General features: G+C 34.7%; 31 protein-coding genes. 25 read left to right on the top strand and 6 right to left on the bottom strand.

From position 1 onward, the window contains the following. Nucleotides 1–172: 172 nt before the first annotated feature. The 4 genes from KQA_RS0211675 to KQA_RS0211690 form a co-directional block, all read right to left on the bottom strand. Nucleotides 173–1,171: a DinB family protein gene (locus KQA_RS0211675; protein ID WP_010181339.1), complete on the bottom strand. Its 999-nt coding sequence runs from the start codon at nt 1,169–1,171 to the stop codon at nt 173–175. Nucleotides 1,172–1,177: 6 nt separating this feature from the next. Next, entirely contained in the window at nt 1,178–3,337 is a 2,160-nt protein-coding gene (locus KQA_RS0211680; RefSeq protein ID WP_081483257.1) for a prolyl oligopeptidase family serine peptidase, read from the bottom strand. Between the two features lie 75 nt (nt 3,338–3,412). Further along, nucleotides 3,413–3,619, bottom strand: a complete 207-nt coding sequence (locus KQA_RS0211685; RefSeq protein WP_010181341.1) for a class I lanthipeptide — start codon at nt 3,617–3,619, stop codon at nt 3,413–3,415. Between the two features lie 134 nt (nt 3,620–3,753). Beyond that, nucleotides 3,754–5,496: a helix-turn-helix domain-containing protein gene (locus KQA_RS0211690; protein WP_010181342.1), complete on the bottom strand. Its 1,743-nt coding sequence runs from the start codon at nt 5,494–5,496 to the stop codon at nt 3,754–3,756. 314 nt (nt 5,497–5,810) lie between these two features. Between KQA_RS0211690 and KQA_RS0211695 the strand changes: the two genes are divergently transcribed. The 10 genes from KQA_RS0211695 to KQA_RS0211745 all read left to right on the top strand — a co-directional run bounded on the left by KQA_RS0211695 (nt 5,811) and on the right by KQA_RS0211745 (nt 15,399). Continuing rightward, the gene (locus KQA_RS0211695) at nt 5,811–5,981 is read left to right on the top strand and encodes a hypothetical protein (RefSeq protein ID WP_157366672.1); all 171 of its coding nucleotides are present in this window, start codon (nt 5,811–5,813) and stop codon (nt 5,979–5,981) included. A gap of 102 nt (nt 5,982–6,083) precedes the next feature. Further along, entirely contained in the window at nt 6,084–6,236 is a 153-nt protein-coding gene (locus KQA_RS0211700) for a hypothetical protein (protein ID WP_157366673.1), read from the top strand. Between the two features lie 67 nt (nt 6,237–6,303). After that, on the top strand, nt 6,304–7,419 hold the full coding sequence (locus KQA_RS0211705) for a hypothetical protein (RefSeq protein ID WP_010181345.1): 1,116 nt from the start codon (nt 6,304–6,306) through the stop codon (nt 7,417–7,419). Between the two features lie 4 nt (nt 7,420–7,423). Next, on the top strand, nt 7,424–8,368 hold the full coding sequence (gene gwsG / locus KQA_RS19625) for a grasp-with-spasm system ATP-grasp peptide maturase (RefSeq protein ID WP_010181346.1): 945 nt from the start codon (nt 7,424–7,426) through the stop codon (nt 8,366–8,368). Further along, nucleotides 8,365–8,535, top strand: coding sequence for a hypothetical protein (locus KQA_RS20295; protein ID WP_157366674.1), 171 nt, complete (start codon nt 8,365–8,367; stop codon nt 8,533–8,535). The genes gwsG and KQA_RS20295 overlap by 4 nt, the downstream gene beginning before the upstream one ends. Further along, nucleotides 8,532–9,614, top strand: a complete 1,083-nt coding sequence (locus KQA_RS0211720; protein WP_010181347.1) for a hypothetical protein — start codon at nt 8,532–8,534, stop codon at nt 9,612–9,614. The genes KQA_RS20295 and KQA_RS0211720 overlap by 4 nt, the downstream gene beginning before the upstream one ends. Nucleotides 9,615–9,726: 112 nt before the next feature. After that, on the top strand, nt 9,727–11,925 hold the full coding sequence (locus tag KQA_RS0211725; RefSeq protein ID WP_010181348.1) for a peptidase domain-containing ABC transporter: 2,199 nt from the start codon (nt 9,727–9,729) through the stop codon (nt 11,923–11,925). Between the two features lies 1 nt (nt 11,926). Further along, nucleotides 11,927–13,228, top strand: coding sequence for an HlyD family secretion protein (locus tag KQA_RS0211730; RefSeq protein WP_010181349.1), 1,302 nt, complete (start codon nt 11,927–11,929; stop codon nt 13,226–13,228). 317 nt (nt 13,229–13,545) lie between these two features. Beyond that, nucleotides 13,546–14,025: a hypothetical protein gene (locus tag KQA_RS0211740; RefSeq protein WP_010181351.1), complete on the top strand. Its 480-nt coding sequence runs from the start codon at nt 13,546–13,548 to the stop codon at nt 14,023–14,025. A gap of 117 nt (nt 14,026–14,142) precedes the next feature. Beyond that, on the top strand, nt 14,143–15,399 hold the full coding sequence (locus KQA_RS0211745) for a hypothetical protein (RefSeq protein WP_010181352.1): 1,257 nt from the start codon (nt 14,143–14,145) through the stop codon (nt 15,397–15,399). A gap of 3 nt (nt 15,400–15,402) precedes the next feature. Here KQA_RS0211745 and KQA_RS0211750 read toward each other — a convergent pair whose 3' ends face one another. Then, a complete protein-coding gene (locus KQA_RS0211750) occupies nt 15,403–15,639 on the bottom strand; it encodes a hypothetical protein (RefSeq protein ID WP_010181353.1) in 237 nt (78 codons plus the stop codon). 459 nt (nt 15,640–16,098) lie between these two features. On the opposite strand from KQA_RS0211750, the gene KQA_RS0211755 reads away from it, so the two are divergent. From KQA_RS0211755 to KQA_RS0211765, 3 genes are all read left to right on the top strand, one after another. Next, nucleotides 16,099–16,389: a helix-turn-helix domain-containing protein gene (locus KQA_RS0211755; RefSeq protein WP_010181354.1), complete on the top strand. Its 291-nt coding sequence runs from the start codon at nt 16,099–16,101 to the stop codon at nt 16,387–16,389. Nucleotides 16,390–16,470: 81 nt separating this feature from the next. After that, a complete protein-coding gene (locus KQA_RS0211760) occupies nt 16,471–17,412 on the top strand; it encodes a DUF1376 domain-containing protein (RefSeq protein ID WP_010181355.1) in 942 nt (313 codons plus the stop codon). Between the two features lie 3 nt (nt 17,413–17,415). Continuing rightward, nucleotides 17,416–18,258, top strand: coding sequence for an ATPase central region domain-containing protein (locus KQA_RS0211765; RefSeq protein WP_010181356.1), 843 nt, complete (start codon nt 17,416–17,418; stop codon nt 18,256–18,258). A 318-nt stretch (nt 18,259–18,576) separates the two neighbouring features. Here the strand turns inward: KQA_RS0211765 and KQA_RS0211770 are convergent, their stop codons facing one another. Beyond that, entirely contained in the window at nt 18,577–18,732 is a 156-nt protein-coding gene (locus tag KQA_RS0211770) for a helix-turn-helix domain-containing protein (protein ID WP_157366676.1), read from the bottom strand. Between the two features lie 214 nt (nt 18,733–18,946). Between KQA_RS0211770 and KQA_RS20775 the strand changes: the two genes are divergently transcribed. The 12 genes from KQA_RS20775 (at nt 18,947) to KQA_RS0211830 (ending at nt 26,212) form a co-directional block, all read left to right on the top strand. Further along, nucleotides 18,947–19,408: a hypothetical protein gene (locus tag KQA_RS20775; protein WP_010181358.1), complete on the top strand. Its 462-nt coding sequence runs from the start codon at nt 18,947–18,949 to the stop codon at nt 19,406–19,408. A 128-nt stretch (nt 19,409–19,536) separates the two neighbouring features. After that, nucleotides 19,537–20,370, top strand: coding sequence for a hypothetical protein (locus KQA_RS20545; RefSeq protein WP_198283119.1), 834 nt, complete (start codon nt 19,537–19,539; stop codon nt 20,368–20,370). A 12-nt stretch (nt 20,371–20,382) separates the two neighbouring features. Next, the gene (locus tag KQA_RS0211785; protein WP_010181360.1) at nt 20,383–21,639 is read left to right on the top strand and encodes a hypothetical protein; all 1,257 of its coding nucleotides are present in this window, start codon (nt 20,383–20,385) and stop codon (nt 21,637–21,639) included. Nucleotides 21,640–21,733: 94 nt separating this feature from the next. Continuing rightward, the gene (locus KQA_RS0211790) at nt 21,734–22,312 is read left to right on the top strand and encodes a hypothetical protein (protein ID WP_010181361.1); all 579 of its coding nucleotides are present in this window, start codon (nt 21,734–21,736) and stop codon (nt 22,310–22,312) included. A gap of 73 nt (nt 22,313–22,385) precedes the next feature. Further along, nucleotides 22,386–23,018, top strand: a complete 633-nt coding sequence (locus tag KQA_RS0211795; protein ID WP_010181362.1) for a hypothetical protein — start codon at nt 22,386–22,388, stop codon at nt 23,016–23,018. Between the two features lie 64 nt (nt 23,019–23,082). Beyond that, the gene (locus tag KQA_RS0211800) at nt 23,083–23,487 is read left to right on the top strand and encodes a hypothetical protein (protein ID WP_010181364.1); all 405 of its coding nucleotides are present in this window, start codon (nt 23,083–23,085) and stop codon (nt 23,485–23,487) included. Between the two features lie 57 nt (nt 23,488–23,544). Continuing rightward, complete coding sequence (locus KQA_RS0211805; protein WP_010181366.1) at nt 23,545–24,051, top strand: hypothetical protein; 507 nt, start codon at nt 23,545–23,547, stop codon at nt 24,049–24,051. A gap of 146 nt (nt 24,052–24,197) precedes the next feature. Further along, nucleotides 24,198–24,335: a hypothetical protein gene (locus tag KQA_RS20300; protein ID WP_157366677.1), complete on the top strand. Its 138-nt coding sequence runs from the start codon at nt 24,198–24,200 to the stop codon at nt 24,333–24,335. Nucleotides 24,336–24,426: 91 nt separating this feature from the next. Then, complete coding sequence (locus KQA_RS0211815) at nt 24,427–24,762, top strand: hypothetical protein (protein ID WP_010181370.1); 336 nt, start codon at nt 24,427–24,429, stop codon at nt 24,760–24,762. Further along, the gene (locus KQA_RS0211820; RefSeq protein WP_010181372.1) at nt 24,743–25,567 is read left to right on the top strand and encodes a hypothetical protein; all 825 of its coding nucleotides are present in this window, start codon (nt 24,743–24,745) and stop codon (nt 25,565–25,567) included. The genes KQA_RS0211815 and KQA_RS0211820 overlap by 20 nt, the downstream gene beginning before the upstream one ends. A 20-nt stretch (nt 25,568–25,587) precedes the next feature. Further along, nucleotides 25,588–25,764 carry a hypothetical protein gene (locus KQA_RS20305; protein WP_157366678.1) on the top strand — a complete coding sequence of 59 codons (177 nt, stop codon included), beginning with the start codon at nt 25,588–25,590 and terminating at the stop codon, nt 25,762–25,764. A 25-nt stretch (nt 25,765–25,789) separates the two neighbouring features. After that, nucleotides 25,790–26,212, top strand: a complete 423-nt coding sequence (locus KQA_RS0211830) for a hypothetical protein (RefSeq protein WP_010181375.1) — start codon at nt 25,790–25,792, stop codon at nt 26,210–26,212. Nucleotides 26,213–26,252: the final 40 nt, after the last annotated feature.

A 26,252-nucleotide genomic window follows, 5' to 3' on the forward strand; every position in this document is an offset into this window, starting at 1 on the left:
GAAGAACTACTTCCCGGATATCAAGAAAATATTACAGTGTAGTTGATCGGATGGTTACGTTATTACTACTTAGGACGCATAAATTCGCGAGGTATTAACTGTATTAAAATTTTGTACTAAAAAGAATTATTGAAAGTATGAAGTTTATTCTCTTATTACTTATTTTAGACTACTATTTCTTAATCTTGAATAGTTGCACTATCTGGCCTAAATGATAAGATTGATGTTCCATCACGTGAAGCCAACAACTGTAATTATCCTCTTGCGAGTTTGAAGGAATTAAATCTAACCAGGTGTCTTCTTTTGATTTGAATAAATCCAAAGTGTGTTTTCTAACTTTTCTATATTCATTCAAATAATATTCTATCGAGTAATTTTTGAATTGTTTTCGACAATTTTCATCCATCTTGATAGCGCTAAACCATTGTCTACTTTCCTTTTCATCTAACAAGCGATTTTCAAAGGTCAATCTTTGGTAATAAAATTCAACAGAAGTTATATGAATCAATATATTGCCAATACTGTTAATATTCAGATTAGGGATAAAATCAAGTTCTTCAATAGAAGAATTCTGAACATTTCGGATCATTTTTTTGCTAACTTTTTCTAAGGATCTTATTAAAAGATATATCCTAGAAGAATAATCTGTGGGTTCAGGATATTCTCTTCCACTTATTAATAGGCAGGAATCCAGAGATTTATTTTCTTTATAAGCTAGAATGCTATATTCTTCTATTAATTTACTTGGTTCACTTCCAATTCCTTGTTTCCATCCATTAGCGTTATTTTCTAAGAGATTATAATTTAAATTGTTTAGGTCAATATTATAAAATTCTCCATTATTCGATTCTACCTCCAATCTAAAATCTTTAAAATGAAAATTACCGTAATTATTACATAACCCTCCAAAAAAAATATAATTGAAATTCTCGTCGATATTTCCAGATAAAGATATTTTAGTCCATTCACTGGAAGTAATTGGTCTATTTGACATATTATCAAAATAGCCTATTTCGGCATTTTTATTTTCAATTCTTATCCATAAAGCTGCTTGGCTATTACTAACCAGATTTTCCGTTTTTATTGTGGCACTAAATCTAATTGTAACATTTTTTTTTGTCTCAATATGAATTGAGTTATAAAATGCATACCAATTTTGCGAATAGATCACAGAGAATTAATTTTTTAGCTTATAGTTTGGATGGCCTGTTCTCCAAAAAGCAAAGCTCAAAATATCAGCAGTGCTTTCAATTCTTTCTGTCTTGGAATTTCCACTTCCGTGACCAGATTCAAAATTTACTTTAAAAAGAATAGGGTCAATAGAATCTTTTTGAGAATCTTGAATTTTTGCTACGAACTTTGCAGAGTGCCACGGTGGGACTCGAGAATCATTTAAACCTGTAGTAATTAATGTGGCTGGATAGTGGGTGTTCTCTTTTAGGTGATGGTAGGAGTCCATTTCTAATAAGCTTTTGAATTCCTCTTCAATATCTACGGTACCAAATTCTTTAGCATTATTTTCCCCATTAAGGCCATTTTCTATTCTAACAGTATTCATAAAACCAACATTTATTATTGCTGCTGAAAATAAATCTGGTCTTTCAGTGATTGCTCTTCCAACTGTTATACCTCCTGCGCTTGCACCATTTACCGCAATTTTTTCACTTGATGTATATTTTTTATCTATCATAAAGTCGGTGCAAGCAATTAAATCTTTCCAACTATTAGGCTTGGTCTTTTTGTAACCACCTTTATACCATGAATCTCCTTTTTCTCCACCGCCACGAACGTGAGCAATTGCAAAAATTCCTCCTTCGTGAACCCAGCTCATTACCTTAGCAGTATTCATTGGTTCTATAGAAACACCATAAGCTCCATATGCAATAATGAATGTTGGGTTATTGCCATTTCGTATTAGATCTTTTTTGTAGATTAGAGATAACGGGATTTTTAGACTATCGTTTGACATTACTTCTAACTCTTCAACTATCATCTCTTCCGTGAATTCATTTTCTTGATATTCAATAAAGTCTTCTGGAATAAATCTATTATTGGAAAAGTTATATACAAACCTCCTTTCTTTATTTAACCAACCTCTTATTTTAATTGATAAATAATCCTGTTCCCTACCTTTTGTATAAATTACCAGTCTACCAGCTGCAAAAGGGAGTTTGATTTCTTCAGTTTTATTATTGTTTTTGACTATATACAACTTAGCTTGAACTCCGTTTTTTGTAGTAGTATATATTATTCCCTTTTTAATAAGTCTAAAACTCGTTATAACTTCGTCCTTGTCTTCGTCAACTACAATTTGAGGATTTCTAGTGTTTAATTCCTGTAAAGAAGTTTTACAAATCTTAAAATTAGATGCTCCATTAGAAGTTAGATAAAAAATACTATCATTTTTCTGATAAAATGATGTTACTTGATCTTCTTTTGAGAATAGAGGTGTCCAAGAAGTTTCACTTTCAATCTCTGAAATGGGTTTGAAATAATAGTCATGGTAAGGAGTTGCGCCGGCTACGGCACTAACTATGAATTTATCATTAGGATTTTCTATGACTAATGCTGGTAGATCTTCTTCTTTTATATCTATCTCTGGATTATTATTTTTTGAAAATATTTCTTTAATATCACCATTAAGTTTATGCACTACAGCCTTCCCATTCAAATAAGCTTCCTTTCCTCCTTTATCTTTAGGAAAACCCAAATAAGTAATCCCAGTATCGTCTGGTAACCAATACATATTTATAAAGGTAGGTATACTATTGTTGATCTCGATGGGTAGTAATTTTTTCTGATTCAAATCTAGAATTCTAATCTCAGAAAATTCATCTCCATTTTTAGCAAAACTAATTATTACTTTATCACCATTCCAGCTTGGGTTAATGTAGTTGATGTAATATTTTTGATTTAATTCTGGTTTATAATCTTCAGGATCAAATAAGAGTATCTCTTCGGTTTCAGCATTGCAGTAATAAAGTTTGAATTGTTCATTCCCTGCATCTCTTTTTAAATAAAAGACACGGTTCGCTTGTGTTACTTTAATTTGATTAATTTCTTCGCCATCTAAATTGGCTAATTCAATTTGTAAATTTACTAAACGATCTCTATTTGAAATTTTTTTTAGAACATCTTTTGCGATACTGTCTTGAGTTTTTAGCCAATTGAGTACACTCGAATCTTTCAGATTCTCTAAGTGTCTATAATCATCAATTATGCTTATACCATGATGCTTTTCCTGTACTGGTATCTTCTTGACTTTTTGGGTATAAGCACTTGTTGTAAATAACAAGAACCAAAAAATAATATTAATTGGATTCAAAGGCATCAGCATAATGTGTGGTTTAAATTTCTAATATCTGTTATAAAAATACTGGATTTGGATTAAATCCAGTATTTTGCAAATTCATTAAATGTTACCGTTATTACCACCTCCTATTGTATTTGTAGGATCAACCCCTCCTTGACCCCCATTTGAAATATTTGGATCACATATCCAAGTACTATCACAGATCAAAGTACTATTACCTCCCTGAATTCTCTGTTGTCCCTGTGTTGTGAGTTTTGTTATAGAGGTTTTTTCTAAAATTAATTTGTTTTCCTGATTTGTTTTCATGTTTTTAAGGATTTAAAGTTCTTACCACAAATATATATTTTCATTTAGTTAAAGGAATTTTTCTTTTATTTATGTAGTTCCAATTTATAAATTGATAGCATATATTTTTATTTAATCAATTGATTTGTATTTGATTAGCTTTTTTGAATGTTTTTTATGAAATAGGACGGATATATTCCAGTTCTTCTATAAAAAGCTCTGGAAAACGATTGCACACTATTGAAACCAACTTCCTCTCCGATGTACTTAACAGCATACAATCTAAACTTTTTATCAGTCTTAAGTTTTTCTATGCAATAGTCTATTCTTAAATCGTTAACATAATTTGCGAAATTTTTACCCTTATGAATGTTAATGATCTTTGAAAGATATGATGAATTAGTATCCAATTGTTTTGCAAGAGAGTTTAATTTAATTGACGTGTTTAAATAACCTCTGGATGATTCGAATTTCCCCAATTTTAATAGAATATCATTTATTATATCTGCTGGCAATTCAGTGTCAAAGGTTTCCTTTTTTTTATCTATATTTTCTAAAGGAACTTTGCTTTCCATCATCAATTCACTAAATCTTTTTTTATAGATTACTTGTTGGCGGTAATATCTAATCAAGAAAAGAGACAAAATCGTTATTAAGATAATTAAAATTATTAAGCTTATTTTGTTTTTCTTCTTATCTCTTCTTAACTCACTGATGATCTCGTTGCTTTCTTTTATTAGTTTTGCGTTATCATATTTTTTTGATATATCAGAATTTATATTCAAATTTTTACTCTGGAAAAGAGTGTCCATATGAATTAGTTTACTCATTATTTCAAGCTGATTTTCCAGATCACCATTTTTTTTATAATGATTGATCAATAGTTCAAAGGCATCTCTTGTTTCGAGGGTATAGTTATCTGGTTTAACCATGGAATCAACTTTTTTTAGATACTTGAATGCTTCATTCTCTCTATTTAACTTGTGAAGTGCTTTCGCAATTTGAATATAACAAATGCGTTCATTCACGTTGCCTTCAAAATTATCTTTTATAAGATTCTCCATTTTAGCAAGAGAATCCAGAGCATTTTGTGGGTTTCCTAATAGATTATTATTTATACCGCTAAGCAATAGAAAAGTTGGATACAAGTATTTTTCGCTATGGTAATTGCTTTTATTTAAACCTTTGTTTACATATTTACTAGCTGAATCGGGCATTGACATCCTATGATACGAGTCAGCTATATTATATAGGGCTGTAATGTATGCTCTAGAATATTCGCTTACAGTGTCTTGAGTCTTAATAAAATCTAGATTTTCTAAAAAGATTTTTAGTGCCTCCTTTTTTCCTCCTACGGCTTTTTTAAGAGCGGCCATATTATTTTTTATTGCTAAAAGCAGACGGGGATTTGAATTATCCTCCACATGTTTTTGAGCTATGAGATAATTTTCTAAGGCTTCATTGTATTCATTTTTTAAATGGAAGTAACTCCCTTTAATAAGATAAGCCATAGCAGGATATTCTGTGTTTTTAATATTCCTGGTTATTGCTATTATACTATCTATATACTTCAGTTCCGTTTGCGAATCACTGACTTTTCTTAAGAAATTAAAAGCATTTGCTATTTCTGTAGTATCCTTACTGTTTTTGGCTAAATAAAGGTAATATTCAGCATAGATTCTAGCCTTTGATCTATTTGCTGTATTTTCTTTAAACAGAGCCTCCAACTCTTTAAAATTTTTATTTTCTAATGAATCAGAAGCTTTTGATATAGGAATAACTTTTCCTCTGATATGATCGGGTATAATTAAAGAATCTTGAGCAAAAGTTAAACTACTTAAGAAAAATAGTTGGACTAAAAAATATGCTTTTCTAAAAATAATTTCATCTAGGTTCATTGAATAATGACTTTTGAGAATCTACTTAATTTCATTCAAATCTAAATTTAGTAATGGATTAATGCAAAAATATAAACTCTTGATCATAAGGGGGAATGATCTAATTGTTCTATCTCAATTTATAAATTGAGATAGAACAATTTATAAATTGAAGTTAGTTGATTTAGGATTAACGCTAAATCCAAGTTTATATTTGACTTGATCAATTTAAGTTACGTAACTAAGGCGTAAACCGAAAAGCCTTTTTTCAAAAGAGTAGGTAAATTAAAACTTACATAATGAAAAATTTAAATTCAAAGCTATTTGCGAAAAAAATGGATGCAAAAGCAATGTCTTCAGTAATTGGAGGGGAATCTTTTAGAGAATGTAGAATATTTACAGGTCCTGATGATTGCGATGTTCAAGTTACCAGAGAGGACGATTGTGGCGGGTCTACAACCGTCGTTATAGGTTGTGATCCATGTAGTGACCCAGCTATAGCTTAAATATTAAGATGGTGATTTCTGAAAAACCAATAATAGAGTAGGACAAATTTTATAAATTTTAATTATATGAAATCTATCAATTCTAAATTATTAGAAAAAAGAATGGACACACAATCTCTAGGTAAAATATTTGGAGGTTTGAGTTGGACAAGCGAAACTAGAGCGACAGGCAAAGATGATTGTGATACCGAAACTAAAACTTACGATGAAAGTGGTACACTTGTAGAAACCTGTCTTGAAAGCGACTGTGAATAATTGGAATTATTCTAAATTAGTAGAAGTTATGGGAACACCCCATAACTTCTCTTAAAATAGCATCTAAATGAAAATTAAAATTATAAACATAGGGTACAAAATACTTGCTTTTGGGTTTCTTCAGATAATATTTATCTCTTGTAAGTTTAATGAACCAAATACTAATTCTTTTTTGGATTGGATACAAGATAAGAATATATCTGATAAAATTATTGTTCATCGACATCACAATCAATGTGATTCAGTCAATTTCTTAGCTTCTAAATTACAGCTAGCAGAATTTAAATCCCAGCATTATTTCTCCCAAGTAAATTGTGCAGAGTCCAATTCAGAACAAGCCAAGGAGTATCTTATCAAGATGCTAGCCTCGGGATATCATATAACAAAAGTTGACAGTACTGAATACAGGCATTTCTTGGAAGGATTAAATGATGTCTATCCAGCCCTTCGAAGTAATTTTTGGAAGGATAAGGACACAGCAGTTTTTAAAAGTATTGAAGAAAGATTTTATTTAGATCAAAGTAGTATTAATAAAGCTAGAAAGTCAAAAGACAGTCTTGATTATGCGTATGCAGACAGTATTAATATTTATAATACAAAATTTATTATTGATTATATCAAAGAAAAAGGTTATCCATATATACCTCCTGCTTATGTGTTTTCTGAACGAAGAAGCCAACTTAGTTTTGATATTCTGGCAATACACGCCAATGAAAAGGATAGGGCATATATACTTGAAAGCGCAATTCAAAAAGCAAATCAAGGAAAGATCAGTTGGCAGGCTCCAATCTCCATTTGTACAAGCTTTTTCACGAATTTAAACACAAAGACACATGTAAAGCCCATACGCTTTTTATTTTTCGATAATAATAATCTTGAAATTGATAAATCCTTGCTTCAATTATACTCTATAGTTGATGTTTATGATAAAAATACTATCAACTTGCCCTTCTTTCAAAATAAAAAAAGAAAGTACCTGATAAGTATCCAGCCCTCAAAATCCAATTCTTATTCAAAAGAGGAAATAAGCAAACATTTGGAAATTATGAAAAATGTTCTAGTCGATAAACTTGGTATGGATTCTAATTTGATTCATTTGGCTCAAATACCTGACCCCAATGAGGAAGCTCCAGGAGCTATTAAATACGATTATACATTATCAGTTCTAGATAGAAAACAATGACATTATGGTACTAATTATATCTTCAAAACGGGATCACTCAACAAGTGAAGTAATTAGATGGCTGAGACACTTTAAAAAACCATTTCTAAGACTAAATGAAGAAGATAAGGTTATTTTAGAATCATTGACATATAACAATTTTACATTTCAGTTTGAAGGAAAGACTTATAGCCTAAATGATTTTGATTCTGTCTGGTATAGAAGAGGAAATTTTAATTTAGACATATTTCCAGTAGACGTGGATGAGGAGAGTTCTATTATTGATATGTACGGAAAAACAGAATCTGAAGAAGTTCAAAATTTTATTCACAATCTTTTAAATAAGAAGAGGAGCATTAATAATAGGAATCATCATCATGTAAATAAGCTAGATGTTTTATCATATTGTGAGAGTAATGGACTGATAAATTTTCCGTTTTTAGTTACTCAATCAAAACAAGAAATAGTTTCTTTCGTTCAAGATAATGGACATCCAATTATTTCTAAAGCTCTTAGAATCCCATTTATATATTATACTTCAGAAAACACCTTTGCTTCATACTCTCATAGGATCAATGATGAAGAAATTATGAGTCTTCCAGAGCGGTTTACTCCTACTTTTTTTCAGAAATATATCCCCAAAAAGTATGAGATAAGAACATTTTTCTTTGACAGCTCCTTCTTTTCTATGGTCATCTTTTCTCAAAAAAACGCTCAAACGAAAATTGACTTCAGAAAGTATGATCATAAAAAACCTAATCGTAAAGCTCCATTTAAGTTACCAAGGTGGTATGAAGAAAAAGTATTAGGTCTTATGGAGCATTTCAAACTCGATTGTGCATCATTTGATACTATAATTTGTAAAGAAGGAAGCTATAATCTTATTGATGTTAATCCTATTGGACAATTTGGTATGGTATCCTATCCGTGTAACTATAGTTTGGAGAAAAAAATAGCAAATTATTTATGAAAGCAAGAGTAAACATAAAGGAAGAAATTAAAAGCGGAAAAGCACCTATTCATTTATATTCAACTACTAAATCAAATAGATTATCAGTACTTGTAAAAGCAAGAATTTCAAAAAGTTTGAAAACAGACTGGTTAACTATTGATCCATTTTATAAATCTGTAATATGAATACGCAATTGTATTTAAGAAATGCTTTGTGCGTACCAGTTAAAGGATACAACAGAGCAATAATTTATGATATAACTCGTAATGATTACTATTTTATACCTAATCAATTGTATGATAAAATAGAATCTACAAAAGCAATATCATTTGATAATGATACTATATCTCAAGAATGGAAAGAATTTTTACTTGAAGAGGAAGTAATATTTGAAATTGACAATTCTGATGAAGAACATTTATTCCCCAAACTAGAATTAGAATATGACTCTCCTTTCAATATCAACAGTATAATAATTCACGATACAATTGATTTAAAATTCTTCAAGTGGTTATCTTCATTGGAATTGAGTTGCATTTCTATACTTTTCGAAAAGTATAATCCAGAAAGACTTGAAAATCTCTTGGATATAATATTAGATTTGGAAATTAATTCTATTAATATTTATATATCGGAGGAAAATAGGCACTTTACAATTGACGACTTTAAGACTTTTAGATATTTCAAAAGACCATTATCTATTTTTATTTTCAAATCTTCATATATAGATGAGTTGTCGGTCAATGGTTATAAAGTTCTAAGTATACCCATATCTTTTAAAGAGTTCTCAAAAAAAATGCAACCTCAAAAATTACAGGTCAACAGAGAAATGTTTCTAGAGTCATCAAACTATCATTCTTATTTTAACGGAAAGGTATACATAGATGGTAAGGGTAATATTAAAAACGGCATCTATAGTTCAAGAAGTTATGGCCTTCTTCGGGAACTAAATGAAGATCAATTCAATGACATTATTCTTTCTGAAGATTTTCAAAAACATTGGAATGTGAAGAAAGAGAATACGCTTATTTGCAATAATTGCGAATTCAAATTTATGTGCGTTGACCCAAGAGAGCCTATTGAGAATGATATGGGGAAATGGTACTTCTCAGAAGAGTGTAATTACAATCCTTTTCTTTCATTATGGAAGGGTGAAAGTGAATATAAAACTTTGGGAGAAAGTGGGATTTCCATCACTCATACAAATGGGATAAGTATAAAAGAGAATATTCTAAATGAATTGTTAGAGAAAATCTGGGATTAAGACTTAATTGTCTCTAAGGGGATAACAATTTAATTTTTTTTAAAATAGTATTTAATTATCCATAAGCTTACTTAAGTAGGCTAGGGTATTCATTTTCAAAAAATAAACTAAGATGTTCCGATTAGCCGAATCTTTTCCTCATTATAAGCAAGCTGATTTTAAGGATTGTGGACCAACTTGTCTTAAAATAGTAGCGAAGCATTACAAAAGGATAATACCTATACAATCGCTCAGAAACTTGTGCGAGACTACAAGAACCGGTAGTAGTATGTTAGGTCTAAGTTTGGCCTCTGAGTCAATAGGTTTTCGTTCATTGGGAGTCAAAATTCCATTCAATGAATTACAAGATTTACCATTGCCTTGTATACTTCATTGGAATAAAAAGCATTATGTAGTCCTTTATAAAATGGATCAATCATTTTTGTATGTCTCCGACCCATCTCATGGCTTATTAAAGTATACTAAACAAGAATTTTTAAAGTATTGGATAGGTAATAATGCCACTGAGGATATAGAGGAGGGTGTTGCTTTGTTACTCGAACCTACTCCAAAACTTAATAAATCTAATTTGGCGGAAGACGAAAAGGAATTTGGCTTTTCGTTTATTTCGCAATATGTGTTCCGTTACAAGAAATTTCTTTTACAGATAGTTATTGGGTTAATAGCAGGAAGTTTATTACAGTTAATCTTACCATTCCTTACCCAGAGTATAGTGGATGTAGGGATTAAAAATCAGGACATACATTTTATCTACCTTATTCTTTTTGCTCAAGTGTTTCTTTTCCTTGGTAAAACAGGGATTGAGATTATCAGAAGTTGGATACTACTGCACTTAAGTACCAGAATTAACATTTCACTGATTTCGGACTTCTTTATTAAATTAATGAATTTGCCGATTTCATTTTTTGATGTGAGAATGACCGGAGATATTCTGCAAAGGATCAATGATCATAAACGTATAGAAAGAATATTAACTACATCATCTTTGAATGTTTTATTCTCTATGGTAAACCTTTTGATTTTTGGAGTTGTATTGGCTTTTTATAGCATTAAAATCTTTGGAGTCTTTTCTCTGGGGAGTATACTATATTTTGGTTGGATTCAAATATTCCTAAAAAAACGAGCAGACCTTGATTATAAAAGATTTTCACAGATAAGTCAGGAACAAAGCAAAGTTATAGAGTTGGTTAATGGCATGCAAGAGATAAAATTGCATAACGCGGAGAGACAAAAAAGATGGGGATGGGAATTTTTACAGGCTAGATTATTTAAAATATCGATAGAAGGATTATCCCTAGAGCAATATCAGAGTGTAGGTTCGGGCTTTATTAATGAGCTTAAAAACATTTTTATTACTATTCTTTCTGCAAAATTAGTAATAGACGGAAATATTACTTTGGGAATGATGTTAGCCATAACGTATATAGTTGGGCAATTAAATTCTCCAATAGCACAACTCATCAATTTTATAAAAGAACTTCAGGATGCAAAAATATCGTTACAAAGATTAGGTGAGATTCATAATAAAGAGGATGAGGAAATTAATCTAAGCGAAAAGGTAACGGAAATAAGTAACTCTAACTTTACTATTCAAAACTTATCATTTCGTTATACGGGTTCAATTGAACCGGTATTACAAAATCTAAGTTTCTCTATACCCGCCAACAAGGTCACAGCAATTGTGGGGACAAGTGGTAGTGGTAAGACTACGTTATTAAAGCTCCTATTAAAATTCTATGACCCGGATACAGGGATTATCTCTGTAGGTAATACATCACTACAGCATATTTCTCAAAATGTCTGGAGATCAAATTGTGGTGTGGTAATGCAGGAAGGGTATATTTTTAATGATACGATAGCTAATAATATTGCTATTGGTGAAGATTATGTTGACAAGGAAAAGCTTTATCATGCTGTTAATGTCGCCAATATCAAAGATTTTATTGAAACCTTACCCTTATCATATAACACTAAAATCGGAAATGAAGGAGTAGGTTTAAGTACCGGGCAGAAGCAAAGATTGTTAATTGCCAGGGCAGTATATAAAGATCCGCAGTTTCTTTTTTTTGATGAGGCAACAAGTGCTCTTGATGCAAATAATGAAAAGGTGATTATGAAAAATCTGGATAGATTTTTTGAAAACAGAACCGTGATAGTTGTAGCACACAGACTGAGTACCGTTAAGAATGCCCATCAGATAGTTGTTCTTGAAAAAGGAAAAATTGTAGAAGTAGGCAACCACAAGGAACTGATAAAGAATAAAGCTAATTATTATAATCTGGTAAAGAATCAATTAGAATTAGGAAGTTAATATGCCAAGTATAAATAATGACATAACACTTAGAAGCGAAGAAGTTCAAGAAGTTTTATCGCAGACACCAAATTGGATGATACGATGGGGAAGCTTAATGATTTTAATAATCATTATTATGGTATTGAGCATTTCATATATGATAAAGTATCCGGACACTATAGTCTCAGAATGTACATTAACCACTAGTATTCCGCCTCAAAAGGTATACGCCCGACATTCTGAAAAGTTTGAAGCTATACTCATAAAGGATAATGAGATTGTCCAAGAAAATAGTCCTTTAGCAATTATAAAAAATAATGCCAGCTATGAAGATGTATTTTTCTTAAAAAACATAATAGATACAACCTCTTTAAATGGTGATTCATTTTATTTTCCAATTGATGAAATCCCTATCTTATCATTAGGAGACATAGCAACAGACTATTTCTTATTTGAAAATAACTATTCTGATTATATACTTCACACTAAACTCCAACCTTATAAAAATGAAAAACAAGCCAGTATAGTTAGTGGAATTGAACTTCAGAGAAGGTTAAATACTGTGTTAGGACAAAAAAATATTGCATCTACAGAATTAGAACTTTTAAAAAAAGATGTTAACAGATATAAAACCTTGTTCGATAAAGGTGTTGTATCCATTCAGGAGTATGAAAATAAAAAGTTAGGATTACTTAAGGCAAAAGGTAATTACGAAAACTTAAAAGTTTCAATATCTCAAATCAGGGAGTCGCTTGAAAAACTAAATACTGATAGTAGAGTAACAGAAATTAATAAAGCAAAGGACGATATCAGTTTATTACAGAAAGTTATACAATCCTTTAACCAACTTAAAAAATCAATTAAAGCTTGGGAATCTCAATATGTATTGATCTCTGATATAAAAGGGAAAGTTTGCTTTTTGAATTATTGGAGTGTCAACCAGACGGTTAACTCAGGAGATCTCATTTTTACAGTAGTACCAGTTGATGACTCTAAGTTCTTGGCAAAGTTGAATACCCCGGCAATGAACTCTGGAAAAATTAAAATTGGTCAAAAAGTATTTGTCAGAATTCACAATTACCCAGACAGTGAGTTTGGGGTTTTAGAAGGAGAAATTTCTAGAATATCAGAAACTCCAAATGAAAATGGCGAGTACTTAATTGATGCTGATCTTCCTTCTGAACTTATTACAAGCTATAACAAGAAAGTAGTTTTTAAACAAGAAATGAAAGGCTCTTCTGAGATTATTACTGAGGATTTAAGATTAATAGAACGCTTCTTTCAACAGTTAAGAAAATTAGTAAAAGCTAAAGAAATTTAAAAGTTTGCCTATGGTTGAACATTACTACAAAAGTTTGAAAGAGAATGAAAGGAAGAATATTGTAATCAGATTATCCAAAACTTTAGATACGGAAGAATTTAAAATTAGGGCTGTACTTGAAAAAATGAATCCATTAATCCAGTATAGAAATTATAAGGTTATTACATATAGAGCAACCTTAGACAGAATAAAGAAGGAGTTAATTAAGTTGGGTTGAGTTAAAGAGCGGTGAACATAATATATATAATCGGGTGTAGGCAACACTGATATAGATAATGTCACTGCTCTTTTAACACACTTTAAAAATTTAAAATATTATGAAAAGTGAACATCATTTACTTTTAAAAGTAATGAAAAATTTTGAGGGGATGAACAAGATCGACGTTTTTGATATGCTTCAGAAGATTGAGGTTCTATTGTTCTACGCTTCAAGCCCCATCACTAAATACTCCATAAAAAGCATCATTGAAGCGGATCTGGATCAAAAGAAAGATGTGGATCCTTTTCACTTTACCATCTTACCCAATGGCAACTTCTGTGAATTCAAAGGCTCTAATGCCTGGCTTCATTTGTACCAGGAAAAGCGAAGAGGCATCTTCCGTTTTTCACTTTTTAACCGATACTATTTTAAAACTAAATATGCTCCTTTGGAGCTATTAATTCTGAATAAACGTAATTTATTAGAGAACATTGAAAATACCCCACTGGAATCAAAGGTCAAAATTTTTCTAAAGAAACACCGCCCTGCTGAAAAAGATGCCATTACCGACAGGTTCTTAATTCTTGATCTTACTTAAAATAAACTTTACTTAGAGACACAAACACTCAAATTTTTACAAATCCTTCAAACGCTGATATTATGTACTGAAATTACTTTTAAACAAGGAAAACAACAAACAAATCACAAATTGTCTATGGAATCTATAGATATATTCTATCGGATCTTTCACGAGGACCTCAATCCATTGACCAACCAAAAAAGTAAGGAATACTATTGTACAACTATTAATTCGCTATTAGGAAAAGAAAATGTATTAGATATAAATGAAGATTTTATAAAGCTACGGTTTCAGTTTTACACAAAGCTGCTGGAAAACACTTTGCAGCAAGTAAAAAGAGAACTGCACCGTAATGTATACATCCTACACCTGGGAGAGGAGAAAGTGCTTACTATGGTGCGCAACCATCAATCGCTACTTCTCACTTATTGCAGGATCGTAGAACGTAATTATCTGTCCTCAGAGGATGACCTGCTCAAATATCAGGTATCATCCGAAGCGTCCGTAACAGATATTTTTAAAATGGTCTACCATACTATGGACAACCTTCTGGATTATCTGGATCAGTTTTTTTATAAATATCTGGATCACAGCCTGCCTGTTTCACATCAGAAAAGGCTTTGGTTTATCTACACCCATAAAAAGCTGGCGGAAATCATCATCTCAAAGCTTATGGCTTGTGATATTCCTGAAGAAGCGAAACTCGTTATTGTAGGTCCACTGGTCAGTGTAAGGGATAATATACTGACAACCCTTACCTATCGACAGAAATTGTATATGGGTACTTTTATCAAAGTGCTTAAAAAGCTATTGAAGAAAAAACCCAATCCTTCTCTGGATAGTCTTTTCAGGATACTTATCAGTTTAGAGTACAATACCTTTAATCTGTTTTTCTATATAGAACGTCATTTTAAAAAAGAGCTGGATGGTCTTGCTCCAAGAGAGCAGTTATTACAACTTTACCTATTAAAGAAAAGCGTAGTAACTGTTAGTGTCACCTCTACTGAAAAATACAATCCTGAGCTTCCTTCATTAAAAGAACGTCTTCTTGTCTGGCTTGAAGAAGAAATAAAACTGACAAAGAGAAAATATGAACTGGCCAAATCTGAAACTATCTCATCACCTCTTGTAGCCAAAAAGAAACATTTGGATGTATCTATTTCAGAATTATCACTGATCACCCGATTGCTTTTTGAATCTGAGCTACTAACCGGATCAAAGAAACGGGTATTTGAATTTCTGTCAAGTTCCTTTACCACCAAAACCGCCAAAGATATTTCTGTGGAGAGTCTCAGCAGTCGTTACTACAGCGTCAATAATGGTACTATAGATGCAGTGAGTAAAATGCTAAGGGATATGCTATACCGTTTGGATCATCTCGAGGAAACGTAAGATTTAATTTAAATCCGCTGAAGAAACTTTGGTGACATCGGTAATGATCCAATTGTCACCGGAGTTTTTGTAGTCGTCCGAGCTTCTCAGTTTCCTGCGCACTTCATCCTTTACCCATTCTGTCAGCTCATCTTCTGGTACTTCAAAATCAAAGTCTTCCAGGACTACTTCAAACTTCTTTTGAAACCATTCAGGACCCTCCCCATTTCGAATAGAAACATCAACGTAATATAATGCCATCACTAATACTTTGGAGCTTGTTTTTTGTCTTACGAAAATATGAGATTGTTGAAAATTGACAAGGTAAATTAGGATCACAAGTGTTAAAAAATTAACTAAACTCTCCAAACCCCTATAAACACTTGTGTTTATTTATGTTGCTTTTTTAAACGGTTTTACTGAGCTCAGGTGAGCAACATTGGTGTGAAATTCCGTAAAATGAGGTAAAACTTTGTTAAACATATTTTAATAAAAAAATATAATTCACTGTAAATTAATTGAATACGTTTTGTGTCAGCGTGTTGTAAACATGTTTACAACACTTTTATAACCAAACTAATTCTTTGTTTTACTCCTGTAGAACGCAGATGCTATTTCAGCTGTGGGATTAAGGATCCTTTAATTGCAAAAATGTCTCGTATTGAAATGCTCTTCTGTTCTACTTCGTAAATGTCAAATTATAAAACAAAAGATATCAATATGGAACTGATCATATTTGAAAGAGACAGCTACTATAGAATGCTGGAAGAAATGATGGGCGTAGTCTATCAAACGATAAGAAAGGCAAAGGAGGACGCCATAGATGCAAAAGGTGATTCACACGATTTTATATCTACCAGAGAAGCCATGCGATTGCTTAATGTGAAAAGCAGAAACCGCCTTTATGAATTACGTGATGCTAAACTCATAGAATGGTATCAGCATGGTAGAAAGATTTTGTATTCCAAGCGGAGTATAATCGCTTATATGAAATCCCAGAAGATTTCTTAATAACTATTGAGGCAGGGATGATGGTGCTCCATTACCCTGCCCCATATTAAACAGATATGCAATTTTAAAAAAGACAATGCAATGACAAAAAAAGATCCAGCAGTATTGTGGTACACCAATGATTTTTTAGAAGGAACTGCTGATATGTCCCTGAAAGAAATAGGAGCTTATACCCTATTGTTATGCTATCAGCACCAGCGTGGTTTTTTACCGGATACTCCTAAAAAACTATCCAGATTGGTAAGGTTGACAGAAACCGATTTTGATGAGATTTGGGAAGAAATTCAACTAAAATTTGTTTCCCTAGCGAGCGTTTTGCACCCCTCCAGCGACGAAGGTAGCGATACGCCTAAGGGGGCGATTATAAACAAGAGAATGTATATGGAATCAAAAAAGAGAGCAAACTATCTGGGAAAAAAAGCCGTTTTTGCCATTGTAGGCAATTGGTTTCGTCATCATCCACTGTCAAAAACCTTGAAAAAATCCGAAAAGGAGAAAATAAAACGTGATATCAGTTATCCGTATATCTTTGAAAATCTGTTAAATAAAGCCGAAATAGAAAATTATATCACAAAAATCGCTGATCGCTTCGCTAAGGGAAGTGATCAGGGATCCCTTTATTTACAGCAAACGCTTTTTTTAGAAAATGAAAATGTAATTGTAAATGAAGATGTAAATGTAAATGAAAATATAAATAATATAAAAGAACCTGAAATTTCAAAATTTGAAAAACTTGTTAGTCAAAAATTCCTGAAAGAGTTGAGTTCCTTCTTTGCTCAAAACGGAAACTCACGACTTCAAAAAGTGACCGCCTATCTCCAAAAGATGAATGTTACCGGAGAATTAGAAGAATTTGTAAGACAAAGCGAGGCCTATATGGCTTATAAGAAAGCTTCACAAGAGCGGATTCACGGGTGGGAAGGGTATACAGGTTGTTGGAGACGAACGGACTGGATTGCAAAACTGAAACAATTTCATTCAACTACGCAACCTCCAAAAAAGAAATTTTTCATTAACCGATAGCTTATGGAAAAGAACAGGAAAAACACTCCTTCATCCTCCCCTGAACGTCTGGGCGGGATGAAGGAATTTAGATCGGTTTTTAAAAACAAAACAGACGAAGTTGGGAGAAGCGACAAGAAAAATAATATAGCTAAAGAAAATACGCTTAAAACACAAAAAAACGGTGGAGTAGTGAAAATAACCAAAGCGTTGTTATGGAGGTTATTTAAGATAGCCTATCGTTTGGCACATCAAAAGGAATTCATCGAAACTCCTGATACTCTTGCAAATGTAGCTCCGATAATTGAATATTTTGCACGAGACCTAACCTTTTTTCGACGAGAAAGACTGATCACCAAAATAAAGGGTGTATCCCTGATCCCTGATTTTGATAAAGGGTTGCTCATCATAGGGGGTTATGGCAATGGAAAAACTACGGTAATAGAAGCCTTAGGACTGGTTTTCGAATACTACAGTATGCCAATGCGCTTTAAGAATTATAAATCGCACGATCTGGTGACGGAGTTTGAACGTATTGGAGCTGATCCGACGTATAGGGAAAGTTCCAGATATCAGTTTTTTGAACGACTGACCAATGTCAAAGGCTTATATATTGATGATGTCAAAAAAGAGCGAATGGCTTCAAACTTTGGGAAAGTAAATCTCATTCGGGATATTTTAGAAAAGCGTTATGATCAAAAGTCCGTTAAAACCTATATCACCTGTAACTATCGTGAGGGGGATGCTACCAGTGATCTGGCTGATGCTCTTGAAGAGTTCGGAGATCTCTATGGCGGGCATATCTATGATCGCCTCTTTGAAATGTTCAACATCATCAAGTTCAAAGGGGCTACTTTTAGAAAATGATTTTCTAAGGCATCGGTTTACAAGGCTCTGTAAACTTCCTGAGAAAAAACACTCTTCATTGCGGTGGACTCAGGCATTTATTCGGGTTAACAAAATTGTTGTATTTTAGGTTTACTGGTTTACAGGATAAAATTCAAATCTACATTTCACCTAAAAGTAAGGCACCATAGAACTAGGTCTATAGTGCCTCTGCTAATTGATATTATGAGTAAAATTACCGACTTAATAGTCAAAACAAAAATAGAATTATAAATGCAAACCACTTATATTCTTCCGTCAGAATTGTTTGTTAAAATAAAGCTGATTACTTAATTTTTATTATCCAAAAACACCAAACGCCTGATAGATCAATCGCACCTCCCAGGGATATAGTAATTGTCTTCTTCCGGTATCCAATTCTTCTATTTCCTTCATTTTTCTGCGCAAGGTCTGCCTGCTAATGCCCAAAAACTGACTTAATTCCTGTTTTGTCATAAAGCAAATTTGCATCTTCTTAATGTTCATTAGTGTCTTTTAATGTTTATTAGTGTTGCGAAGTGCTACAAGGTGTAAAATAGTCCTCCAATACCCTCCGTATACTCCCAAATTACTACAATTTTTATAAAAAACAACCATTATTTTCCAAGGGGTCACACACCCTTTTTTCATCCGTTTTTTCGGTTTTAATTTGATCAAAAATCGAGTCAAAATGTTCAAATGGATCGCAGGCAGCATTGCTGCTCTTTTATCAATCAGATATCTGTCGCGTTTACAACGTGCCAGTACCAATATCACTTCCCGCATTCGGGTAAGGATCCATAAGGTGACTTTAACGGGCATTGAACTAAAGGCAATAGTGCAATTGCAAAATCCGAACCCTGTAAGCCTTCGTTTACAACATCCATTTGTCAAGATTTTGCACAATGATAAGTTACTGGGAAGCTCTGAGATTGAAAACAGGACTATTGAAATCCCTGAGAACAGCCAAAAGGAGTTTGAATTGCATATCCAATCCGCGGGCTGGCTGACGTTGATACAGATTCTGGGAACAGAAGTAGTCAGTCAGATACGATCCGGAGCTCCAATATCCATTAAGATACAAACACAGATCATAACCAGTGTAAACGGTTTACCATACGAACAAACAGAAACCATGACGCTACAACTCTGATGAAAGCACTAGGTAAACGACATATCAACCCTACAAACCAATATGACCATTTGTTCCCGGTAAGTTCCGGTAAGGATGTCGTTATCATTGGTAGTGGAAAGGCAAAACTGGAAAACACGCTACATCTCATGCAAGAGGTTATTGCAGAAACTCTGGATGACACTCGTAGACTGGCAGCTAAGTTTAAAGGTCACAATGTAACGGACACGTGTAAAAAAATCTGGGAGTTTGTTTACCATCATATTCAATACAAAATGGATAAAACAGGTGTTGAGCAGGTACGCAGACCCTCAAGAACCTGGGCAGATCGATTTACAGGAGTGGACTGTGACTGTTATACGGTGTTTATCGGAAGTATTCTCACCCATCTGGGTATTCCGTTTATGATGCGGATCACTAAATACGGAGGTAGGGATCATTTCCAACACGTATATCCCATTGTGCCGATAGCAGAAGGACACATTACAATCGATTGCGTAGCAGACCGCTTCAACTATGAAGTACCCTACTCACAGAAACAAGATATAAAGCCAAACGGAGCTTTTACTATAAATGGATTGGGAGGTTTGAGCGGTGTTGATGAATTAGCCATTGGACTGGATGCTTTGGAGCAACCTTCGCTTCCCTTACGGGAGCAGGTTGTACCGAAGTACAGTGTAAACCATTGTAAACCGGTTACCCCAAACACCTCTCAGCCATCACCTAGTAAACAAGGAGTTGTGTTATCCCCTTTTCGGTGGGAGGATCAAAACAAAGTAAAAACGCTTACTGAAAGGAAAGAGTTTGATCTTTTACAGTTTTTGATCCTCTCGGGGATATCCATTGCTGCAGGTATAGGGGTACTGAAACTTTTTTCAGCTAACAAGAAAAACACTGGCATTGTAAGAAACACTAGGAAAGCGAGCAACAAAAATAGTAGCTCAATAAGCAATAATAAAATAACGAAAGGTACTAGACCTTAAAACAAAAAGTATATGGAACTACATCGATTAGACGGCTTTGATGCCACGGGATTGGATGCTCTGGATATTACGGATATCCGTAATTCGCAAGATATAATCAACGGGTTTTTAGGTTCAAGTGATATACCAAGAGGCATCGATGATGCCCCGGAGATTGCGTATGAGATATTGGACGAGGACGGTAATGTGGTGATGTATGCAGATGCAGAGGAGAACATCTATGTGGTTAATGGGCTGAACGGTTTCTTTAAGAAGATCGGTAAAGGTTTAAAGAAGTTTGCCAAGAAAGTGGTGAAGCCCGTGGTACGAACATTTAACCGTTTTTTGAACCCTGCCACCATCTTACTAAGGAATGGTTTTTTACTGGCGATGAAAGCCGATATGATGAAGGTAGCCCAAAAGCTACGCTATGGATATCTGACCGAAGCCCAGGCAAAGAAGATGAATTTGGATATAGGTAAATACCAAAAAGTAAAAAAGGCAGTAGAAAAAGCAGAGAAGATATATCGTCTAGCAGGAGGAAGAGGTCGCAATCTTAGAAAAGCCATTCTGGGAGGTAAAGGAAATACCGATAGAAAAGTTCCGCTCAGTGGTTTTTATCTGGGTAACCTCGATGAACCTGTGATGTACAATGACCCTTTTGAAAAGTTTGTGGTGGAGGCAGATGTAGATACTATCGAAGCTTTTTTAAATAACCAGATACAGGTGGATGGTTTAGGAGCCGTAGCATCAGGAACAGCTATGGCAGCAGCCAGCGGAGCTGTTGCCAGTGTAGCCGCAGTACTCAGTAAAATAGGAAATATCTTCGGACAGGCACAACAAGTGAAAGATCAGGCCACCACGCTATTTAGTAAACCAAAACCTGCACTCCCGGCTATCCCTTATGGCGATCCAAGAATGCAGTACCCAGTACAAAACTTAAATCCTGTACAAACCCAACAACCAGTTCAGGTAGTCACCACGAACCAAAATGCATCGAATAAAAATGAAGACGAAGTTAACAAAGGATTTCTACAGAAGTATAAAAGACCACTATTAATTGGAGCCGGAGTTTTGGTTGTGGGAACCGGTATTGTCATAGCTGTACGATCAGGGAAGAAGAAACAACTCAAAGCTGTATCCGGATTACCCAGGAAAAGAACAACACGAAAAAGAAAAACTACGGGTCGGGACGAACTCGGAAGGTTTGTCAAAGGACATAGGGCCAAACGGAAAAGAACTGTAAAAAGAAAAGCTCCGGAGAAACTTATCCCCAAAGCTTTGCTGTAATAAGCAGGTCCAATTTCAAGAAGGATAGAATTAATAATAGTCAATGTAAACAATGAGATTTCCGCCTTCGCGGAAATGAAAAAAAGATTTTTCAATGAAAACAAAAACAAATACAAAGGATAGCCTGCTGGAGGTAGGCAAGCATCTCAGTTCTGGAGTACTTGGGATGGTAGCAGGATCCGCTGTAGGAAGGTACTCCCTCGCTATTGGTGCGCTGACCATATTCGGGGGAGCCTACTATGGTAAGGATTGGATTACCTCTGCAGGAGTGGGTATGGCATTTTCCAATGGTTTTGGCAGATCCCAAAGTAACAATGAAGTAAACGGATTTAAGGATAATCTGGAAGAAGCCAAGGATAGAGCAATTACTTCACTCAAAGCCATCGGAAAGAAACTCTATCTGGATAAACTATCCCCTACTATGGCTCAAAAGATGGCCCTCGGAAATCTTGAAGACCGCCCGTTGGTTTTTATGGGTTCAGAAGTAGCGGACACAGGAGATTTTGATACTGCTGAGGTAGATGAGATCATCCGCAGGATCGAAGCCGGAGAACCGTTGCCCACTGCCGATATCCAACAAAGTTATACCAATGGATATAACACCGTTAACGGCATAGACAGTATGGAACTAAAAGGAGGTGAAGACATCACAGAACTTAATGCCGTAGCCTAAGTCGCAAGGCGACAGCTATACAATTAAGATGTTTGACTCTTAAAAATTAAACACAAGAAACATTTAATACCACATGGAAACAATGAAAAAAAGTTCAAGATCACAATTCTTAGAAATTGTAAATGCCCATATCTCACTAAGGGATCAGGCAAAGAAATACGACCCCGCAATGGTTAATGTTGCTACGGGAATCAAAGAGGGAAGACTACAGCTTGCAGACGCTGCCTATTATGCGATCAAGTTTGCAGGTAACCGTGCCAACATAGATATGTTCGAGACTCAGGACGCTAAGGAAATTGGGATTACCAATGTTACCCAGGCCAAGCTACAGAAGGACCGTCTTTTTCTATGTAATCGAATAATCCTATTAGCTGCTGAGATTGAAGGAGACCTTCCTGGAAGTGATTCTGAATTAAAAAGAACGATGAAGCGAACTGACTTTGGTAGTATCAAAGATGTGGCAGGATTACAGAACGGTGTGTTCTCTCTAATCGCCAATAAGAAGATCATCATCGATGAACGTCCGATGCAGGAGTTTGTAACTGATGGAAATACAATGCAGAATGTGGGGACATACTTTTTAGAAAGCCCTCGCTTTATTCGTGATGATGAAGAGTTTGAGTTTACAATAGAACTGGGTGAAGATGCTCCGGAGAAAGCACTGATCAAAGTTGTACTTGCAGGTACAGCCACAGTACCTGCCTAGGTCGGAGGCCGAGTCCGTGGCGGACAGCCGAGTATTGAATGATAGATTGTAAACCTCAATAGTTATGAAAATCCAAGAAGAACGAAATAAAAAAGAAACCAGAGTAGTCTTTTCCTTTAAAATGGAAAAGCAGAATGGACTTACATCTATAGATAGTTTTGAACTTCCTAAACACACAAAAGTGATTAAAGGCATTCAGCTATTGTCGGATTATCCGGACCGCTTATTCTATCGTGGTAAGCAGCGTATTGAGATTGGTGGGGAGGAATTGTTTCCTGATGGTTTCGAGAGCAAGATTCTGATGTCTTCACTTAGTGTAGCACCAAGGGAACGCTTCTTCGAGTTAGGTGATGTACTGCCGGGAGATCTGTCAGTAAAGATTCGTTTTGAGGATAAGGATCATCAGGGTGCAGCGTTTGGTGGAGGGTATCGAGTAACAATTGTATTACTGATCGAGGAAGCCATATAAGCAGTCAAAGACTTCACAAAATCAAAAGACAAGTAGACCTTACAAAAAGACCTTACTATGAAATGTTTGATTAAAACCGATAATAACACTAGTATTGTACGCAGGAAGTTTGTGCCAATACGATTCAGAATAGAAAGGGAAAACCAGTTTATAAACGCATCGGCCAAACTTCCTTTTTCTACAGCAAAGGTTGTTGGAGTATTGACTACAGTAAACGGTAAAAAGCCTTGTAGTGATGATCCATTACCACCACGTTATTATTTCGGGTTTACAGATACAGAAATGACGGATGACAGTTTCCTGCAGTTACAGGAAGGTACGCTCTATGATGAAGATTACCCACCAGACATCTTTGTGGAACAACAAGCCGGAGGCTGGTGGTACTTTGCACATCCTGTTTTGGATAGATTACCCTCCTATCAGGACGATCAGTTTTTAGAACCGCTAAGGGATGCCAAAGAACTAAATATTCTTTTTCCCGGACAATGCGAACCCGAACAGTATTTGCTCTACAGTAAACCGTTTACCGGATCCATCTGGATCACCTTTGAGGAATATACCTAAAACAAGAAATTATGATACTGGGAACCTTAGCACTATATCAAAAAAGGGGAGTTTTCTATAAAGAGCATCAGATACTATCTGAAGATACGTATTCCAAACTCATCTATCAGGAGCTGTCCCCGAAACAGAAGTTTAAAGAACCGGATTTGCCTAATCAGATAGAACTTACCCCTGTAGATGAACAAGGGGATACCGATTATATCACAGCTTTTTATGAAGATGAGGGACAGGCAGGATATCCTTATGAAGTAACCATTTGGCTACTCATAGAGTCGGGCCCATAATGGGCAATTAATAAAAAGTATAATCTGTAATACATCTGAGTGAGATAATAAATCACCCTTAGGGTGTGAGATAATAAAATAAGCTAGGCTTATGCGTGAGGAATTTGCCATACAATATGCAGGCCTACGGGCTAAAGAACGAGGATATCCAAAGTATCGATTGGTGTACCGTGAGTTTACCATTCCTGCAGAAGGAAGACTAGAGCTTCAGGGGCATAACGAGATATGGCTGATTGTGTATATCGCATGGGGACTAATAGTAAAATCTGACTATGGACGCTATGAGAATTTCTATATACAGGGAAATATAGAAAATGTACACGAACACGGAGATCGTATAGAGATTGTAAACACCAGAAAATACCAAAGAACCATACGATTCCTGCAGGTGATTTTAAAAACAGAAAATGATGGAAGCAAAACGTAGAAATCTCGGGTCAGTGCGATTAACGGATGCCCAATATGAAGAGATGGATCGATTAGGATTTACCAGTGAAAGCGCTTATGTAAGACATAAGATGCAGCAGGCAGAAACAAAGCTTGAAGTATTGAAAACCACACAGGATAAAAATACAGTACGTCAATTATCCATTCCGGGAATATCCGGAGTAAGCAATACCAATATTGAAGACCAGCTGACCATACAACGGTTAGCTATCGAAAATAAAAAGCTGCAGGAGCAGTTGGAGCAGGTCACCCAAAGTCAACAGGAAGCCCTGAACGGAGTACACCACAAAGTGCATTCCATGCTTCAGGAAGAATTACAGAAACGGGATTATGAAGAGCTCAAGAAAAGCTACGCAGCATCAGAATCAAAGTTAAAAAAGCTACAGGAAAACCTTGAAGAAAAAAAAAAGGAGAATGAAGCTCTGGTGAAGAAACTAAGTTTTGTAGAGTTAGGAAAAGCATTACTTCCCGGAGCGATCACGGGACTAGCCAAGCAATACCCAAAACAGATGAAGGGTATAGCAGGAACATTAGGTAGTCTAGGTATGACTGATGCAAAGGAAAATGGCAATACCTCAGAAGAAGAAAACTATTTACTTCAAGTCATAGAACATCTGGGAGAGCTGTTTACCGAAGAACAGTTTGAGCAAGTGTTACAGCTCATGTTCCAACTTGCAGAACAGATCAAAGATGATCAGGGACTATTACAAAAGATAGCGTATTACCTCAATCAATTGAAAAGAAAAACAGAAGCAGGAAAGCAAAACAAATCAGTAGTACAATAACAGTAAAAAATCAATATAAAATGAAAACAGCGATTACCATACAAATGGAAGTTTCAGGAAGTGACGAAGCCAGGAAAGTAACAAAAGCATTTCAAACAATGGATAAACATTTTGGCGCTAAAGGCATTATCAAAATGGAGCAATTGTTCCTCAATGATGCCTTTATCCGAAACCTCGTAAAAATGAAATTGGCATAGCCAACTATAAGTAAAACGAACAATTATGGCACTTCCTCTTCTTGCAGCTCAGGCAATACAAAACAGACCCAAAGTTTCTGTAGGTAAGCAGACCACAACGATACTGCTTGCTACTGGATTGGGAGCTGTCACTTTTTTAGGAATCCGTGCTTTGGTAAAAAAGTTCAAAAAGAATATCCGCGAAAGTCAGGCATTGGAAGAAGGAAACCCTGCGAACTATGCCATTCGGATTCAGATGGCTTTTGAGAATGACAATGCCTTTGGATGGGGTACAGATGAAGAAGCACTCTTTAGGATCCTGGAGGAGATACCTACAGAAAGTATGATGCGAAAAGTGGGAAGGGCATATAGAGATTTAACAGGAAGGAATCTGGCTGCTGATCTACAGAATGAATTGACCACTCAGGAATTCGCCATAGCCAATGAGATTATAAATACCAAACCATAGAATATATAACTATAAGATTTCCGACTCCTCGGAAATGAAA

The organism is Aquimarina agarilytica ZC1, from assembly GCF_000255455.1.
Lineage (GTDB): Bacteria > Bacteroidota > Bacteroidia > Flavobacteriales > Flavobacteriaceae > Aquimarina > Aquimarina agarilytica.